The sequence below is a fragment of the Azotobacter bryophylli genome (assembly GCF_042643485.1).
Taxonomy (GTDB): domain Bacteria; phylum Pseudomonadota; class Gammaproteobacteria; order Pseudomonadales; family Pseudomonadaceae; genus Azotobacter; species Azotobacter bryophylli.
Genome location: NZ_JBHRSJ010000031.1, coordinates 213,237 through 227,869, shown reverse-complemented (window position 1 = coordinate 227,869; position 14,633 = coordinate 213,237). Strand labels below are relative to the sequence as shown.

The following is a 14,633-nucleotide window of genomic DNA, read 5'->3' as shown; positions in this document are numbered from 1 at the left end:
GACTTGGGTCCGGCTCGCTTCCTCGATGAATCGCTTCATACGTCGCCCTCGCTGACGTCGCTTCAGCAACTCTAGGCGAGACCGGCGTTTTCACACAGTCTGGATCGCCAGGAGCCAGTCGCCTCCGATCAGTGTATAACGCAGAAGACCGCCGCCAAGGGCAGCATTCCCGGAGATCGAGGAGAACACGATGAGCGACAAGAAACACAAGCTGGAATACCTCGAGCCAGCTCTGATCGTGCTGGGCATTGCCGTGGCGGGTGTCGGTGGTTATCTGGTCAGTCACCGACTCGATCGGGCCACCATCTCGCAGACGGTGAGAGCGATACGCGAAGTGCTGGCTACACTCCCCTTCGACGTAGCCCTGGAGCTGACCCTGGGTGGCGGCATCATCGCGGTCGGTCTGCTTCTGATGGCAATCTTTCGGAACCGGAGGCTCAACGGATACCAAGCCGTTGCCGTAGCGCTGGGTGGAATGATCGGCGCTGTAGGGGCCATCTCATTGGCCACCCAGGTGTTTTCCGCATAACCCTTCTCGCATGGCCAAACCGGCCCTGCTCGCGGTAAGAGCGGCGCACCGGCCCAGCCCCGATGAGTCGGGGCAATCCCGCCAGCAAACGGTACTCGGTCACTGACCGAGCAGGCATCCCGAAGAGCTCCGCCCCGGTGCGACTGCAGGGAAATATCCTGCGGATCGAATGGTGCTCCATCCCCATGTCTCTCTGGCATCCCATGCACTGCAGCGGCGCACTCATCCTCTCCTCCTGCGCCTCTCCGCCCCCATCACAATGGTCTGTTAATTGCTTCGCCCGATATCGATACAAACGTCAGGGCAAGCGCCATGTTGAATGCCAAACGAGGCTCCGCCAGAAGACATGCCCCCTCCAGCGTACTGGCATCGGTCACTCTCGGACTCGAAGAACTTATAGACGCTCAAGGGGGTAGAAGTACCGAGGTCCTCTCCAGAGCCGGGCTCGGATCCCGACTCTACGAGCAGCCCAACCGCACCATCTCGCTGAAGCACTACTGCAACTCGATACACGAGGCGGCGAAGTCGACCGGGAACGAGCATTTCGGTCTCTGGTTCGGCGAGCAGTTCGTCCCCGAGGGGCTGGGACTCTTCGGCTTCCATGCCATTACCGCTGCCGATCTGCGCACCGCGATCGACGGCATGCTGAAGCATTTCCCCGTGTTCCAGCGCAACAGCGAACTGCGCCTGACGGTCCGTGACGGCATCTGCCGGCTGGAGTATCGCCTGCTGGACGGGGACATCGTGGACCGGCGTCAGGATGCCGAACTGACCGTCGGTATGCTGAACAATGTGCTCAGGCGTGGCCTGGGGGAAAACTGGTCGCCCCTGGAGGTGCACTTCCAGCATCCGGCGCTGGTGGACGGCAGCCAGCACCGCCGGGCGTTCAACTGCAACGTCCGGTTCCAGCAGCCGAGCAATCTGATCCTGTTCCGCGAGTCCTGCCTGGATCGCCCCATGCCGGATGCCAATCCGATGCTGAACAACATCACCCGCGGCTCGCTCATGGAACTGGCCGGCAAGGTGGAGCAGAACCAGAGCACGGCCCAGCGGGCGAAAAGCGAAATCATCGAACTCTTGCCGAACGGCGAGGCCAGCCTGGAACGGGTGGCCCGACGGCTGCACCTATCGCAGCGCTCCCTGCAGCGCCAGCTGGCCTCCGAGTCCTACTCCTTCAGGAGCCTGCTCGACGAGGTCCGCGAAGAGCTGGCGGTCTGCTATCTAAACTACGAGCGGCTCAGCGTCTCCGAGGTGGCCTACCGGTTAGGCTACTCCGAGGCCAGCGCCTTCACCCGGGCCTTCGTCCGCTGGAAAAACCTGAGCCCGAGCGACTGGAGGCTGCAGTAACCCACCGGACAGCGGCGGCCAGGGATTGGCGCCGAATGTCAAACTGCCGATTCCTGCGGTCAACGCTCGGCTAAGCCCCTTTCGTGACACTGAATCCATCCAACAGACACGAGGATGGAAACGATGTCCGCGATGCCCAATGCCCTGCCCTCCGTGTGGGTCTGCCCGACGGAGAACGCGCTGGAAGAGGCGCATATCTTCCTTGAGCGACACAAGGTCAAATACATCCTGGCTCAGTTCGTCGACCTGCACGGCGGCATCAAGAGCAAGGCGGTTCCCGTCCACTGCCTCAAGGACCTGACCCGTGCCGGGGCCGGCTTCGCCGGCGGCGCGATCCTCGGCTTCGACATGAAGCCGCAGGACCCCGAGTTCATGCTGGTGGCGGACCTGTCGACGCTCACCCTGATGCCCTGGATGCCCGGCTACGCCTGCATCCGCGGCCACGGCATGGCCGGCGACCAGCGCTTCCCGCTCGACCCGCGCAACGTGCTGGCCCGGCAGACCGAACGCCTGCGCGAACGCGGCCTGCGCTTCATGACCGGTCTGGAGCCGGAGTTCTATCTGGTCAAGCGCGACGCCAGCGGCGCGGTGGTGCCCTTCGACGACACCGACACCCTGAACAAGCCCACCTACGACTACCAGGGGCTGACCCGCAACGCACGCTTCCTCGAAGGGCTCTACGAAGCCCTGAGCACGGTCGGCCTGGAGGTCTACCAGATCGACCACGAGGACGCCAACGGCCAGTTCGAGCTGAACTTCAAGTACGACGAGGCCTTGAAGACGGCCGACAACATCCAATTCTTCAAGATGGCCGCCAAGGAGGTCGCCAACGGCCTCGGCGCGATCTGCAGCTTCCTGCCCAAGCTCAGCGCCACCACCACCGGCAACGGCATGCACGTGCACTGCTCGCTGGTCGACGAGGCCGGCGACAACCTGTTCCACGACGCCGGAGACCCCAGCGGCATGGGCCTGTCGCAGACCGCCTACCGGTTCATTGCCGGCGTGATGGCCCACGCGCCTGCCCTGGCCGCCCTGCTCTGCCCGTCCGTGAACTCCTACAAGCGGCTGATCTGCGGCACGCCGCAGAGCCCGAGCTGGGCGCCGGTATTCATCGCCTACGGCGACAACAACCGCTCCGCGATGCTGCGCATCCCCTACGGGCGTATCGAGGTGCGCATCGGTGATAGCGGCATGAACCCCTACCTGGCGACCGCCGCGATCATCGCCGCCGGCCTGGACGGCATCGACCGCGAACTCACCCCACCAGCGCCGCAGTCGGTCAACTTCTACGACCTGAGCCCGGAGGCCGTGAAACGGCTCGGCGTCGAGCGCCTGCCGGAAAACCTCAACGAAGCCCTCGACGCGCTGGAAGCGGACAGCTTCTTCGCGCAGGCCCTCGGCAATCGCCTGATCGAGAGTTTTCTCCGACTGAAGCGGCAGGAGTGGCAGGAATACCACCGCACCGTCTCCGAGTGGGAAATCAACCGTTACCTCACCTTCTACTGAGAGAGAAAGACTATGTTCCAACCGACGCAAGAGCAGATCGAACAGTTTCGCCAGGATGGTTTCCTGATCGTCGACAAGCTGATCGAGCCCGAGCTGGCCCGGGAGATCCTCGGCCGCTTCGAAGGCATCTTCGAGCGCGGCGAATACGAGACCGGCATCAAGCCCGACGAGGTCAACCTGCCGGTGGGCGATCCGCCCTATACCAAGCAGATCTGCAACGCCTGGAAGTCCGACCTCGCCGTGGCCCGCCAGGTGCTCAGCGAAAACATGGGCAAGGCCTGCGCCCGCCTCGGCGGCTGGGGCGGGGCGCGCCTGATGATCGACAACCTGCTGTGGAAACCCGTGGGCGGCCGCTCCATCGGCTTCCACCAGGACAGCATGTATTCCCTCTGGATCGACAAGCCGGCCCTGGTCAGCTGCTGGCTGGCGCTGGATCACACCACCGCCGACGGCGGCACCCTGGTCTACATCCGCGGCTCGCACAAATGGGGCGAGGCCAAGCCGATCATGAAATTCCACGGCCCCGAGGACGACCTCAAGGAAGTGCGCGAATGGGCCGAGCAACACGGTTTCGAGCTGGACCTGGTGCCCATCGAGGTCCCGCCGGGCGGCGGCGCCTTCCATGACGGCTGGCTGTGGCACGGCTCGCGGATCAACAAGGCCGCGGTGCCGCGGCGGGCCCTGGCGATGCACTGCTTCCAGGACGACATCCAGTTCAATCCCGAGCTGATGAAGATCGGCAACGGCCCCATCTACGGGCGCTACAAGAAGTTCGGCTCCAACGAGGTGGACGAGAGCTACTTCCCGATCATCTGGCGCGAGGACGGCTATCGCACCCCGAGGCTGGACGAGTATCTGGAAAAGAGCATCGTCTGATGGACATAGTCGCAATCATGGCCGGCGGCATGGACGGTGCCGTCGAGTCGGGCCGGATCGGGGAGGTGGTGGCCGAGCGGGGCGGCAGACTGCACTGGTTCTACCGCCGACACGACGACCCGCTGCCGCAGTCGATCGCGGACTACGACGCGCTGATCGTGTTCGGCGGCGAGGTCAGCGTGCACGATCAGGCGCTGAAGCCCTACTTCGACGATCTGGCGGTGCTGATCCGCCGCTTCGCCGATGCCGGCAAGCCGATTCTCGGCTCCTGCCTGGGCTGCCAGGCGATCGCCTATGCCTATGGCGCGCAAGTCGAGCCCCAGGGATTCCTGGAGTACGGTTTCACCCCGCTCTGCCTGACTCCGGACGGAGAGAAGGACCCGCTATTCGCCGCGTTGGCACCGCAGCAGCGGCTGTTCGAGATGCATTCGGACACCTTCGCGCTGCCGGAGGGAGCGACCCTGCTGATGACCGGCGACGCGGTCAGGCACCAGGCGTTCCGCATCGGCGAGCGGATCTACGCCTTCCAGTTCCACTTCGAGGTGACACCGCAGATCGTGGATACCTGGAACCGGCGCGAGCTGCTCGGCAACCCTGCCCATGATCAGGAGCGGATACGCCGCTTGATCCAGCAGGCCGAGACGGACTTCGACCGATACCAGCAAGTGCAGACCGCCTTCGCTCGCACGCTGATGCACCGCTGGCTGGATCTGGTCAGCCCTCCGGGATGGCCGGCCGAGGCAACGGGCAAGACAGGAGGTTCGGCTCTGTGATGCCATCATCGGGAGCCTTCTGTCTCGACCACGAGACCGGAGGCTCCCGATTTACCGAAGGGGCCACCCGGAAGACGGAGCCGATCGGCTTTCCTCAGGGCTATCACGCCACTGGCAGCGATCCACCAGCGCCGGCAGGCCTCACTCTGAGGTACGCGCAAGGTATAGGACTGGCCGACAAGCTCGCACCAGGGATTATGCGGTCTCCACAACGAAAGAGCCCGGCACAAGGCCGGGCTCCAGACGTCTCGCTCAGGCTCAGGCCTTGACGCGGGACTTGTACTCGCCGGTGCGGGTGTCGATCTCGATGGAGTCGCCGATTTCGCAGAAGGCGGAAACCTGCAGCTCGGCACCGTTGGTCAGACGGGCGGTCTTCATCACCTTGCCGGAAGTATCGCCACGAACGGCCGGCTCGGTGTAGGCGATCTGGCGCACGATGGTGGTCGGCAGTTCCACGGAAATCACACGGTCGTTATAGAACACCGCTTCGCAGACGTCGGTCATGCCGTCTTCGAGGAAGGCCATGACACTTTCCAGGTCGCTCTTCTCGATCTCGTACTGGTTGAACTCGTTGTCCATGAAGACGTAGAGCGGATCGGCGAAGTAGGAGTAGGTCACTTCCTTGCGCTCGAGGATTACCGGCTCGAGTTTGTCGTCGGCCTTGTAGACGGTCTCGGTCGCCGAACCATTGAGCAGGTTCTTGAGTTTCATCTTGACCACGGCAGCGTTGCGGCCGGACTTGTTGAACTCGGCCTTCTGGATAACCCACGGCTCGCCGTTGATAATGGCCACCTGGCCGGCACGAAACTCTTGTGCGGTTTTCATATGAATATCCGAAATGGAATGAGTGACAAAAAAGCAGGCCGCGTATCATAGCCAATCTGTATAAAATTGCACCAGTCCCGCAGCCAGATCCGGGCGTGTAGCCTGTCGTGCGCACCAGCGCTCGGCATGGCCCCTAAGCTCCTGCCATTGCTCCGTCACGGCCTCCCAGGCACTACCCATCTCCCCTTCCTCGTTCCAGGCCCGCCACAGGGACCGCAGGGCATGGGCGGCCTGCGGCGGGAGGTCCGCCAGGTAGAGGGCCAGGAAGGCATCCAGCTTGTCCCAGTGCGCACCCTCTTCCTGCGGATAGATATGCCAGAGCAGCGGCCGTCCGGCCCACTGGGCTCGCAGGAAGGAGTCCTCGCCGCGCACGGCGTTGAAATCGCAGCACCACAGCAGTCGGTCGTAGTCGTCCTGGCGCACGAAGGGCAGCACCTGGATGGTCAAGGCGCCGCGCCGGCACTCGCTGCCGACCTGCAGCGCCGGGACCGCCAGCCAGCGCTGCAGGTCGCCGAGGATCCGCCCTTCCGGTACCAGCAGCCGCGTGCTCTGAGAGCCGTCCGCCAGTGCCGTCAGCCAGCTGGGCAATCCGGCATTCTCGTAGGCGAACAGCGAAATCAGCCGCTCTCCGGGCAGGACCTCGACGCCCAACGAGCGGAGAAAGTCGGCACGGGCCGGTTCGTCGGCCTGGAAGGCGCGGCGCCGCTCGATCAGCCCCCGCTCGCGCAGAAGCCCGCCGGTCTTCTCGGTAAAGCCCGGAAAGAAGAAAAATTTCTGCATCCCGCCGGGCTGCAGGGACGGCAGCCCATGACAATCGCCGACCCACTCCTCGGCGCTCAGGTACTCGAGATTCAGCCAGAGCACCTTGCGCTGGCGCGCTGCCATGGCCGCGACGTGGGCCGCCGGCAACTGGCAGGCGAAGGCCTCGATCACCACATCCGCGGGCTCGACCGGCTGCCAGTCGGCCGTCCAGCGACGGATATCTACCCCCTGCTGCCACTGCCGGACGGCATTCTCGTCCGCCTCCGGACATAGGCGCACCAGCGCGGAGGGATCATCGACCCACAGGCGGACGGATTGCCCGTACTCGGCCACCAGCTGCCGGGCCAGGCGCCAGGTGACACCGATGTCGCCGTAGTTGTCGACTACGCTGCAGAAGATTTCCCAGGAAGCATGCATGCCGTTTCCCTTGCCGAGTGGATGCCGAGCGGAAGGGGCGGATTATGCCAGCCGGAAACGGAGTGGAGATAACGAAGCGGGCGCCCTGCAGCGCCCGCGAATGCGACAGGCAGGGTCAGGTCAGGCGGAGGCGCCGTGACCGAAGAATCGCTTCATCGAGCGGGCCAGCCAGCCGCCCGCGCTGCGATCGCCGGTCAGGGCGATCATGCTGTGCTTGACCGCACCGACGTAGTTCTCGTCCTCGTTCAGGATATGGCTGAACAGCCAGCGCGAGAGCAGATCCTTGAGCTCTTCGGCGATATCCTCGCCCTGCTCGTATCGGGTGCGGTAGCCGGAAACCCGCTTGATGAACAGATCGTGAATGCGCTTGTGGGCACGGCTGAATTGGTAGCCGGCGCTCTCCATGAGGGATTCCTCGAAGGCGAAGTGGGAGACCGTGTAGTCGACCAGCTCCTCGATGACCTTCCCGACCACGGCTTGCCCCTGGGCCTGGGCCAGATCCAGACGGTTGATCATGTCGACGATCCGCTTGTGCTGACTGTCGATCGCTTCGATACCCGTGTTCAGGTCGTTTCGCCAAATCAGATAAGCCACTCCACTCTCCCCCTTCGGCTGCGCGTTATGCCGGGATACTGGGAATGCAGACTAGAGCGAGGGATTTAGTGGCGTTTTGACTCATATCAAGTGGGCAACGGATCACATTTCCGCTGATCCGGCACCCGGCGGGACAGCCACCGGAGAGCCGATCGGGGTCTATCGAACATTCCCCGGAAAGGACGTGGAGCAGCCAACTAGCCTTACGCGCGCACTTCCGCACAGCCCCTGAAGAACACCCGGGACTGCGCCAGGCTGGCTCCCAGCAGGGGCAGCATGGCCGGTAACGCCAGGATCAGGGAAGCCAGCATGAGCCCTCCGGCGATCAGCAGCCAGGCCATGACCCGCAGGGCTCGGTAGGCACCGGGAACCTTCCGCAGACGCACGCCCAGCCATACCGTCAGACCGCCATAGACGATCAGGGCCAGGCCGAAGAACAGGGCAGACCAGCCGAAGGCATGGAAAGAGGACTCCAGAAACGGATCGGCAACCTCCAGCAGCAGGCTCAGGAGGATGCAAAGCCAGACCGGCCAGCTCAGACCGCGGGCCTCGAAGCGCGCCTCGACGAAGCTCTTGAAGCGCAGCAGCAGGTAGTCGCCCAGCAGCACCGTGATCAGTCCGAGCCAGTAGGCATAGCCGGTGGCATGGAGCATGCCCCCGCCGAACGGCAGGGAAAGCAGCATGACCACCAGAGCCCCCAGGGCGGAGGCCAGACCGAGCCAGCCCAGCAGTCTCAGCCGGGCCGCGCTCCAACCGGGCAGCGGCGGCAGCCTCGGCTCGTCCTGCAACGCCCCGCGGGGGGCCGCATAGGGATTCTCGTCCATCGGGAGGGTCATCGATCCATCGGGCCCGACACTCTGGAAATCGCCGGCTCAGGCCAGCTCGGCCACCACGGCGGCCAGCGCCTGCGCCGGGTCGGCAGCCTGGCCGATCGGGCGGCCGATGACCAGATAGTCGGAGCCGGCCTCCAGCGCCTGGCGCGGCGTGAGGATGCGACGCTGGTCGTCCTGGGCGCTGCCGGCCGGACGAATGCCAGGAGTCACCAGTTGCAGCGACGGATGCGCGGTCTTCAGCGCCACCGCCTCCTGGGCCGAGCAGACCAACCCGTCGAGCCCGGCCTGCTCGGCCAGACCGGCCAGTCGCAGGACCTGCTGCTGGGGCTCGATGTCCAGACCGATCCCGGCCAGGTCCTCGCGCTCCATGCTGGTCAGCACCGTCACGCCGATCAGCAGGGGCTTGCGGCCCCCGAGCTTGTCCAACGTCTCGCGACAGGCGCTCATCATGCGCAGACCGCCCGAGCAGTGCACGTTGACCATCCACACCCCCAGCTCGGCGGCGGCCTTGACCGCCATCGCCGTGGTGTTGGGGATGTCGTGGAATTTCAGATCGAGGAAGACCTCGAAGCCCCGTGCCTGCAGGGCTTCGACGACACCCGGCCCGCAGCGGGTGAACAGCTCCTTGCCGACCTTGACCCGGCACTGCGCCGGGTCCAGCCGGGCGGCCAGATCCAGTGCGGCTTCGCGGCTGGGGAAGTCGAGGGCGACGATGATCGGGGTCTGACAGGGCATTGGCGGGCTCCAGCGATTCGTGACGCCGCGCATTGTAGCGGAAGCCCGGCCCCGCGGCCCGCTACTTCAGGAACTCCAGGGCGAAGGACGTCATGAAGCCGGCCAGGGTGATCAGCCCGGTCAACGCGTGGGTGGTCTTGAATGCCTCGGGAATCAGGGTGTCCACCAGCATGCACAGTACTGCCCCGGCGGAAAAGCCGAGCGCGAAGGCCAGCCACGCCGGCGGCATGCCCGCCAGCAGGGCCGGCCCGGTCATCGCCGCCAGGCCGGACAGAGCGACGATGGAGCCCCAGATGACGAACACCTGAAGCCCGCTGCGGCCTTCGCTGCGCAGGCTGCTGGCACTGGCCAGGCCCTCCGGCAGGTTGGAGAGCAGCACGGCGACCAGCAGCACCAGGCTGACGTGCCCGTCATCGAGCAGTCCGAGCCCCAACGCCAGAGACTCGGGGATGCCGTCAAGCAGGGCTCCGGCCGCGATCAGCACGCCGACCAGCGCTCCCTTGCCCTGGGTCCTGGCACGGTGGCGCGCCTCCAGGCGGTCGAGGCTCTCGTCGGCGAGAACGAAGGCGACACCGCCGACCAGCAGCCCGGCCAGGGTCGGCCAGACCCCGCCGAGACGCTGCGCCTCCGGTATCTGCTCGAAGCACAGCGCCGCGATCAGCACGCCGCTGCCGAAGGCCATGACCGATGCGACGATCTTGTCCGACAGCCCGGCTCGGTAGCCCAGCCAGGCACCGAGCAACAGACTGCTCGCCGCCAGCCATCCCCATATCCCCGCCAGTAGAATCATCGCCGATCCCGCCTGCCCCCTAGTGAAGGCAAGAGTATCGGATTCCCCGCCTTCCAGCAGACCGATGCGGATCTCAGGCGCTGAGACGCTGGCGCAAGCGTCCGAGCATGCCCAGCAGGCTGCCAACCTTTTCCCGCTCGCGGGCGTCTCTCGGCGCTTCGGCCAAACGCGCCGGCGCCGCCACCGGCTGCGCCCGCCAGGCCACTACCTGATCGGCGGCCGCACGTAGCCCCTTCTCGAACAGACCGCGGCGGATCGGCTTGGGCAGATAGCGGAAGATCTGCGCCTCGTTGATCAGCTTGAGCAGCGCCTGGGTATCGCGGAACGGCGTGACCACCAGGCTGAGCAGGCGCGGATGGGCCTGGGCCAGGGTCTTCAGCAGCGGCGCGGTGTCCTCCCCGGCCAGCTTGAGGTCGCTGACCAGCAGGTCGATGGGCTCGGCGTTCAGCCGTTCCACCGCTTCGCCGACAGTCCGCGCACGCAGCAGGCGATGCCCGCCGGCGCTGCAGAACTGTTCGACGCAGTCCAGGGTGTCGGCGGTGTCGTCGAGCAGCAGCACGTTGAGCGGCAGCGCCGAACTCGCGCCCGTCGGCTGACCGTCCGCCAGCCCCTGACGGGCGGCGATCTCCGCGGCCTGGCGCAGGGTGAAGGCCATTTCCTGCGGGTCCCAGGGTTTGGTCAGGTAGCGGAAGATGCCGCCGCCGTTCAGCGCCTCGACCGCTGCGTCCAGGTCGGAATAGCCGGTGAGCAGGATGCGCAGGCTGCCGGGAACGAGCTCCCGGGCCTGGCTCAGCAGCTCGGCCCCGTTCATCTGCGGCATGCGCTGGTCGCAGACGATGATATCGACCGGCTCGCTCTGCAGGCGCTGCAGGGCCCGCCGCGGGTCGCTCTCGGTCAGCACCTCGTACTGCCGGCGGAACTGCATGGCGAGGCTGCGCAGGATGCGCTCTTCGTCGTCGATGAAAAGGATGCGGGTGGGCTGGTTCATGGTCAGGCACTCCGTTGCAAGGTGGTAGCCTGGCCAAGCGGCAGGCTGATCAGGAACCGCGTGCCGCGGCCTACTTCCGAGGCGACCCGGATACTGCCGCCGTGATCCTGGATGATCTTGAAGCTGATCGACAGGCCGAGGCCGGTTCCCTTGCCCACCGGCTTGGTGGTGAAGAAGGGATCGAAGATGCGCTTCTGGACTTCCGGCGGTATGCCGCAGCCGTTGTCCTGGACCGAGACGTACAGCGCCTGCCGATCCGCCCAGCTCCTGACCTGAATCCGGCCGAAGCCTTCCATCGCCTGGGCGGCGTTGTTGAGCAGGTTGAGCAGGACCTGGTTGATCTGCGAGGGCGCGCAGGCGATCCGCGGCAGGTCGCCCAGCTGCGTCACCACCTCGGCCTTGTCCTTGATGCCGTTGCGGGCGATGACCAGGGTGCTGCGGATACAGTCGTTGAGATCGACCTCCTCGCTCATGGCTCGGTCCAGACGGGCGAAGTCCTTCAAGCCGACCACCAGTTCGCCGATCTGCCCGAGACCGTAGAGGGTGTCGTCGAACAGCTGCCCCAGATCGTCGGCGAGGCTCTCGGGAGAAGCCCGCTCGCGCGCCCTGGCGGCATTCTCCAGGGCCGTGGCCAGGCGCTCCTCGTCGGCATCCGGGGCACTCAGGTATTCGGCCAGCCGTGACTGCGCCTCGGCCAGCTCGAACAGCGGGCCGGTCAGCTCGCGCAGCAGTTGCACGTTGTTCTTCACATAGCCCAGCGGCGTGTTCAGCTCATGGGCGACGCCGGCGACCATCTGGCCGAGGGAAGCCATCTTCTCCGACTGCACCAGCTGGGTCTGGGACTCCTTGAGCTCCACCAGCGCCTTGCGCAGCACGCGATTGCGCTGGGCGATGCGGTCTTCCATTGCCTTGAGCAGGTCAAGCACCGTGCCCAGGCCGCGATAGCGGCCGTCCCTATCCACCAGGACGAAGTCCTCGGTGATCGGGTATTGCAGCTTTCCGGTGATCTGCCGGGCCGCCTCCTCCAGGCCGGTCTCCAGGCTGACGATCAGAGGCTCCGGATTCATCACGTCGGCGACCGGCCGACGCCCCCAGAGATCCCGGCCGAAGCGCTGCATGAAGATGTCCTGCAGCCTGGAACGGCTGACCAGCCCCAGGGGTCTACCGTCGGAACCCACCACCGGCAGGGACAGAAAGGCCTTGTGCTCGGCCGTCAACAGGCGGTCCGCCACATCGCCGATGCTCACTTCCGGGGAGAGCGGGTCGAGCGACTTGAGCAGGCGGACGAGAGCGCTGGAGGACATGGGCCGTCTCCAAAATGGCAGGAGCGGCGATTACAGCAGCATCGGATTGCCATCATATGACAATGTGCCATTGGGATACGTCCGAAGCGTCTCCCGCTACGCTAGCCCGAACAATCCTCTCGACTGCAGGAGCCCCCTATGCCCTGGTTCGCATGGCTGATTCTGATACTTGCGTTTGGCTCGGTGATCGGCAGCCTGATGCTGCTGCGCGACTCGGCGAAGAAGCTGCCCCTCAGCCCGGAGCAGCTCGAGCGCATCCGCCAGCGCAACGTCGAGCTGGATGCCAAGGAGCGTAAGGAAGACAGGGGCTGAGCGCCCAACGGGCGCTCGGGACTGTACTCAGCGCTCCGCGCCGAGCACGCCCTTTTCGTCCGAAACCACGATCTCGACCCGCCGGTTGAGCGCACGGCCCCTGGCGGAGGCGTTTTCCGCGATGGGGTGGGCGTCCCCATAGCCCTTGACCTGGATTCGCTGGGGCGAGATCCCCAGATCCACCAGCATGGCGCTGACCGATTGCGCCCGGGCACGGGAAAGCTCCAGGTTCTGCTGCGCATCGCCCTGGTTGTCGCTGTAGCCTTCGATGCGTACCGCCCGGTTCTCGTTGACCCGCAGGAACGAAGCCACCTGCAGCAGACTGCGCGTCGCCGCCGGCTTGAGATCGGCCCGCCCGGTATCGAACAGGACATCCCCCAGGGTCACGACCAGGCCGCGCCCCGCCTCGCTGGAAGCCAGGCTGGCCAGTTGCATCTCGAGCCATTCGCCCTTGGGCTCGCCCCCGAGCTGCTGCGACTCGTGCAGTGCCAGCTCCAGGCGCGCACGCTCCCGCTCGAGTCCCGAGATCCGCTCGCCGGCCAGATTCTGTGCGCCCTGCTCGCGGGCAATCGCGCTATAGCGACTACTCAGGTAGGCATAGTGCACGACCTCCCGGCCATTGCCCCAGTAATGGGACAGGCGCTCGGCCCGTGCCAACGACTCGTCGGCCTGGTGCAGATTCTGCTCGGTGCTCTGCTGTATCGCCGGAGGCTTGCTCACCGCCTCGAAGTCCGCTTTGGCCTCAGCCAAGGCCTGCCGAGGGCTGGACGAAGTGGAACAGCCGGCCAGCAGTGTCAATGCCAGCAGGGCGATGGAGTTCAGTTGCCATTGTTTCATCACAGCGCTCCCAACTGCTTGCGAAGCGACTCGACCTGCTGCTCCAGCTCGCTCAGCTGCTTCTGTCTCTTCTGCGTCAACACCTTCGCCTCGGCCAGGCGCGCGTCCAGCTCGGCCTGCTCGGCCAACATGCGCGCCTTCCGGTACTTGCCGCGGTCGAAGGCGATCCGGGCCTGCTGGAGCTTGTCCTGTGCCAGCGCCAGTTCGTCCGCCTCAGCAGAGGCTCCGACGGCCTTGGCCTGGTCCAGTGCCTGCTCGCTCAGGCGCAGCTGCTCCTCGGGTGCCGGGTGATTGCTGCAGCCGACCAGGCCCAGCATGACCAGGGCAATGGATAAACCTGCTTTATTCATGGAAAAGACATTCCTACTCATTGAGGGGCTCGGCCCGCTGCCACGCTTTCCAGCGTTCCAGGTTTCGTTGCAGCAACTGCTCCGGTACCCCATTGGCGACCAGTTCGGCCATCCCGGAGGCCAACCGCTCGCGCAGCGCCGGTTCGTTGCAGGCGGAGTCTCGGGAGATAGCCAGATACAGCCCCTCGCTGGTGATCGGCGGCTCAATTGCCCGAACCTCCCCGAGCATCCCCAGCCGCTCGGCGACCGCCTGGGTGGAAAGGGATTCGTGGAGCAGATAGTCGGCCCTGCCCTGCTGCAGCGTACGCAAAGCCTCGGGCAATGCGGACGCCTCCTGCAGCGGCAGATAGGCGCCGGACAACGGATCGAACTCCCGAGCCAGCCTGCCATCGGCCAGAACCACACCGGAATGACCGTACAGATCGTTCCAGCCGCCGTAGGCGAAGCCCTGATCCCGGCGCACCCAGACACTGCTGGACAGGACGAACGGCGCCGGCTCGATGAAATCCAGAGACTGCCGTCGACTCGCATTCGGCGTGGTGCCGATCAGCAGGTCGACTCGCCCGCTCTCGGCGTCCGCCTCGGCCTGGGGACCGGCGCCGGTATGGATGGTGTCGATCCTGACGCCCAACGCCTTGCCGAGCTGATCGAGCAGATCGGCAGCGGCGCCGACCAGTCGCCCTGGATTTTCCGGGTCCTGCCAGAGGTAAGGCGGCAACTCGGGATCGCCGGTGGCGACGATGCGCTCACACTGGCCGGCGACTGCCTGGCAAGCAGGCAGCATCAGCATGGCGGCCAGCGCCAGCAGAGCTCTTCGGAGGCGAAAGTGCATGAGGATGAGGGGCTCTCGGTATC

Annotated in this window: 17 protein-coding genes; 6 read left to right on the top strand and 11 right to left on the bottom strand. The window is 65.4% G+C overall.

Features of this window, described 5'->3' with window-relative positions; translation table 11 throughout:
* Positions 1 to 190 precede the first annotated feature (190 nt).
* The 5 genes from ACFOJE_RS15935 to ACFOJE_RS15915 all read left to right on the top strand — a co-directional run bounded on the left by ACFOJE_RS15935 (position 191) and on the right by ACFOJE_RS15915 (position 5,031).
* Complete coding sequence (locus tag ACFOJE_RS15935) at positions 191 to 529, top strand: hypothetical protein (RefSeq protein WP_377815495.1); 339 nt, start codon at positions 191 to 193, stop codon at positions 527 to 529.
* A gap of 312 nt (positions 530 to 841) precedes the next feature.
* Positions 842 to 1,876 carry an AraC-like transcriptional regulator QhpR gene (qhpR, locus tag ACFOJE_RS15930; protein WP_377815493.1) on the top strand — a complete coding sequence of 345 codons (1,035 nt, stop codon included), beginning with the start codon at positions 842 to 844 and terminating at the stop codon, positions 1,874 to 1,876.
* Between the two features lie 132 nt (positions 1,877 to 2,008).
* Positions 2,009 to 3,382 (top strand): type III glutamate--ammonia ligase, encoded by a 1,374-nt coding sequence (glnT, locus tag ACFOJE_RS15925; RefSeq protein WP_377815504.1) that lies wholly within the window; start codon positions 2,009 to 2,011, stop codon positions 3,380 to 3,382.
* Positions 3,383 to 3,394: 12 nt separating this feature from the next.
* Entirely contained in the window at positions 3,395 to 4,258 is an 864-nt protein-coding gene (locus ACFOJE_RS15920; RefSeq protein ID WP_377815491.1) for a phytanoyl-CoA dioxygenase family protein, read from the top strand.
* Complete coding sequence (locus ACFOJE_RS15915; RefSeq protein WP_377815490.1) at positions 4,258 to 5,031, top strand: type 1 glutamine amidotransferase; 774 nt, start codon at positions 4,258 to 4,260, stop codon at positions 5,029 to 5,031. The genes ACFOJE_RS15920 and ACFOJE_RS15915 overlap by 1 nt, the downstream gene beginning before the upstream one ends.
* Before the next feature lie 258 nt (positions 5,032 to 5,289).
* Here ACFOJE_RS15915 and efp read toward each other — a convergent pair whose 3' ends face one another.
* From efp to ACFOJE_RS15875, 8 genes are all read right to left on the bottom strand, one after another.
* On the bottom strand, positions 5,290 to 5,856 hold the full coding sequence (efp, locus tag ACFOJE_RS15910; RefSeq protein WP_377815488.1) for an elongation factor P: 567 nt from the start codon (positions 5,854 to 5,856) through the stop codon (positions 5,290 to 5,292).
* 45 nt (positions 5,857 to 5,901) lie between these two features.
* Positions 5,902 to 7,035, bottom strand: coding sequence for an elongation factor P maturation arginine rhamnosyltransferase EarP (earP, locus tag ACFOJE_RS15905; RefSeq protein ID WP_377815486.1), 1,134 nt, complete (start codon positions 7,033 to 7,035; stop codon positions 5,902 to 5,904).
* 120 nt (positions 7,036 to 7,155) lie between these two features.
* A complete protein-coding gene (locus ACFOJE_RS15900; RefSeq protein ID WP_377815484.1) occupies positions 7,156 to 7,629 on the bottom strand; it encodes a bacteriohemerythrin in 474 nt (157 codons plus the stop codon).
* Between the two features lie 203 nt (positions 7,630 to 7,832).
* Positions 7,833 to 8,465: a hypothetical protein gene (locus ACFOJE_RS15895; protein WP_377815483.1), complete on the bottom strand. Its 633-nt coding sequence runs from the start codon at positions 8,463 to 8,465 to the stop codon at positions 7,833 to 7,835.
* 36 nt (positions 8,466 to 8,501) lie between these two features.
* Positions 8,502 to 9,197, bottom strand: coding sequence for an orotidine-5'-phosphate decarboxylase (gene pyrF / locus ACFOJE_RS15890; protein WP_377815480.1), 696 nt, complete (start codon positions 9,195 to 9,197; stop codon positions 8,502 to 8,504).
* Positions 9,198 to 9,258: 61 nt separating this feature from the next.
* A complete protein-coding gene (locus tag ACFOJE_RS15885) occupies positions 9,259 to 9,987 on the bottom strand; it encodes a ZIP family metal transporter (protein WP_377815478.1) in 729 nt (242 codons plus the stop codon).
* A 73-nt stretch (positions 9,988 to 10,060) separates the two neighbouring features.
* Positions 10,061 to 10,975, bottom strand: a complete 915-nt coding sequence (locus tag ACFOJE_RS15880; RefSeq protein ID WP_377815476.1) for a response regulator — start codon at positions 10,973 to 10,975, stop codon at positions 10,061 to 10,063.
* A gap of 2 nt (positions 10,976 to 10,977) precedes the next feature.
* Positions 10,978 to 12,279 carry an ATP-binding protein gene (locus ACFOJE_RS15875; RefSeq protein WP_377815473.1) on the bottom strand — a complete coding sequence of 434 codons (1,302 nt, stop codon included), beginning with the start codon at positions 12,277 to 12,279 and terminating at the stop codon, positions 10,978 to 10,980.
* Between the two features lie 138 nt (positions 12,280 to 12,417).
* Here ACFOJE_RS15875 and ACFOJE_RS15870 point away from each other — a divergent pair, with 138 nt between their 5' ends.
* Entirely contained in the window at positions 12,418 to 12,591 is a 174-nt protein-coding gene (locus tag ACFOJE_RS15870) for a DUF2897 family protein (protein WP_377815471.1), read from the top strand.
* A gap of 27 nt (positions 12,592 to 12,618) precedes the next feature.
* On the opposite strand, the gene ACFOJE_RS15865 is transcribed toward ACFOJE_RS15870, so the two are convergent.
* The 3 genes from ACFOJE_RS15865 to ACFOJE_RS15855 form a co-directional block, all read right to left on the bottom strand.
* A complete protein-coding gene (locus tag ACFOJE_RS15865) occupies positions 12,619 to 13,428 on the bottom strand; it encodes an OmpA family protein (RefSeq protein ID WP_377815470.1) in 810 nt (269 codons plus the stop codon).
* Entirely contained in the window at positions 13,428 to 13,778 is a 351-nt protein-coding gene (locus ACFOJE_RS15860) for a DUF4398 domain-containing protein (RefSeq protein ID WP_377815468.1), read from the bottom strand. Before ACFOJE_RS15860 ends, ACFOJE_RS15865 begins: the two co-directional genes overlap by 1 nt.
* A gap of 13 nt (positions 13,779 to 13,791) precedes the next feature.
* The coding region (locus ACFOJE_RS15855; RefSeq protein ID WP_377815467.1) for a substrate-binding periplasmic protein at positions 13,792 to 14,633 on the bottom strand (842 nt) is incomplete at its 5' end.

Coding starts and splice junctions, on each gene's coding strand:
- ACFOJE_RS15935 (WP_377815495.1), top strand. CDS start 191: ATGAGCGACAAGAAACACAAGCTGGAATACCTCGAGCCAGCTCTGATC.
- qhpR (WP_377815493.1), top strand. CDS start 842: ATGTTGAATGCCAAACGAGGCTCCGCCAGAAGACATGCCCCCTCCAGC.
- glnT (WP_377815504.1), top strand. CDS start 2,009: ATGCCCAATGCCCTGCCCTCCGTGTGGGTCTGCCCGACGGAGAACGCG.
- ACFOJE_RS15920 (WP_377815491.1), top strand. CDS start 3,395: ATGTTCCAACCGACGCAAGAGCAGATCGAACAGTTTCGCCAGGATGGT.
- ACFOJE_RS15915 (WP_377815490.1), top strand. CDS start 4,258: ATGGACATAGTCGCAATCATGGCCGGCGGCATGGACGGTGCCGTCGAG.
- efp (WP_377815488.1), bottom strand. CDS start 5,856: ATGAAAACCGCACAAGAGTTTCGTGCCGGCCAGGTGGCCATTATCAAC.
- earP (WP_377815486.1), bottom strand. CDS start 7,035: ATGCATGCTTCCTGGGAAATCTTCTGCAGCGTAGTCGACAACTACGGC.
- ACFOJE_RS15895 (WP_377815483.1), bottom strand. CDS start 8,465: ATGACCCTCCCGATGGACGAGAATCCCTATGCGGCCCCCCGCGGGGCG.
- pyrF (WP_377815480.1), bottom strand. CDS start 9,197: ATGCCCTGTCAGACCCCGATCATCGTCGCCCTCGACTTCCCCAGCCGC.
- ACFOJE_RS15885 (WP_377815478.1), bottom strand. CDS start 9,987: ATGATTCTACTGGCGGGGATATGGGGATGGCTGGCGGCGAGCAGTCTG.
- ACFOJE_RS15880 (WP_377815476.1), bottom strand. CDS start 10,975: ATGAACCAGCCCACCCGCATCCTTTTCATCGACGACGAAGAGCGCATC.
- ACFOJE_RS15875 (WP_377815473.1), bottom strand. CDS start 12,279: ATGTCCTCCAGCGCTCTCGTCCGCCTGCTCAAGTCGCTCGACCCGCTC.
- ACFOJE_RS15870 (WP_377815471.1), top strand. CDS start 12,418: ATGCCCTGGTTCGCATGGCTGATTCTGATACTTGCGTTTGGCTCGGTG.
- ACFOJE_RS15865 (WP_377815470.1), bottom strand. CDS start 13,428: ATGAAACAATGGCAACTGAACTCCATCGCCCTGCTGGCATTGACACTG.
- ACFOJE_RS15860 (WP_377815468.1), bottom strand. CDS start 13,778: ATGAATAAAGCAGGTTTATCCATTGCCCTGGTCATGCTGGGCCTGGTC.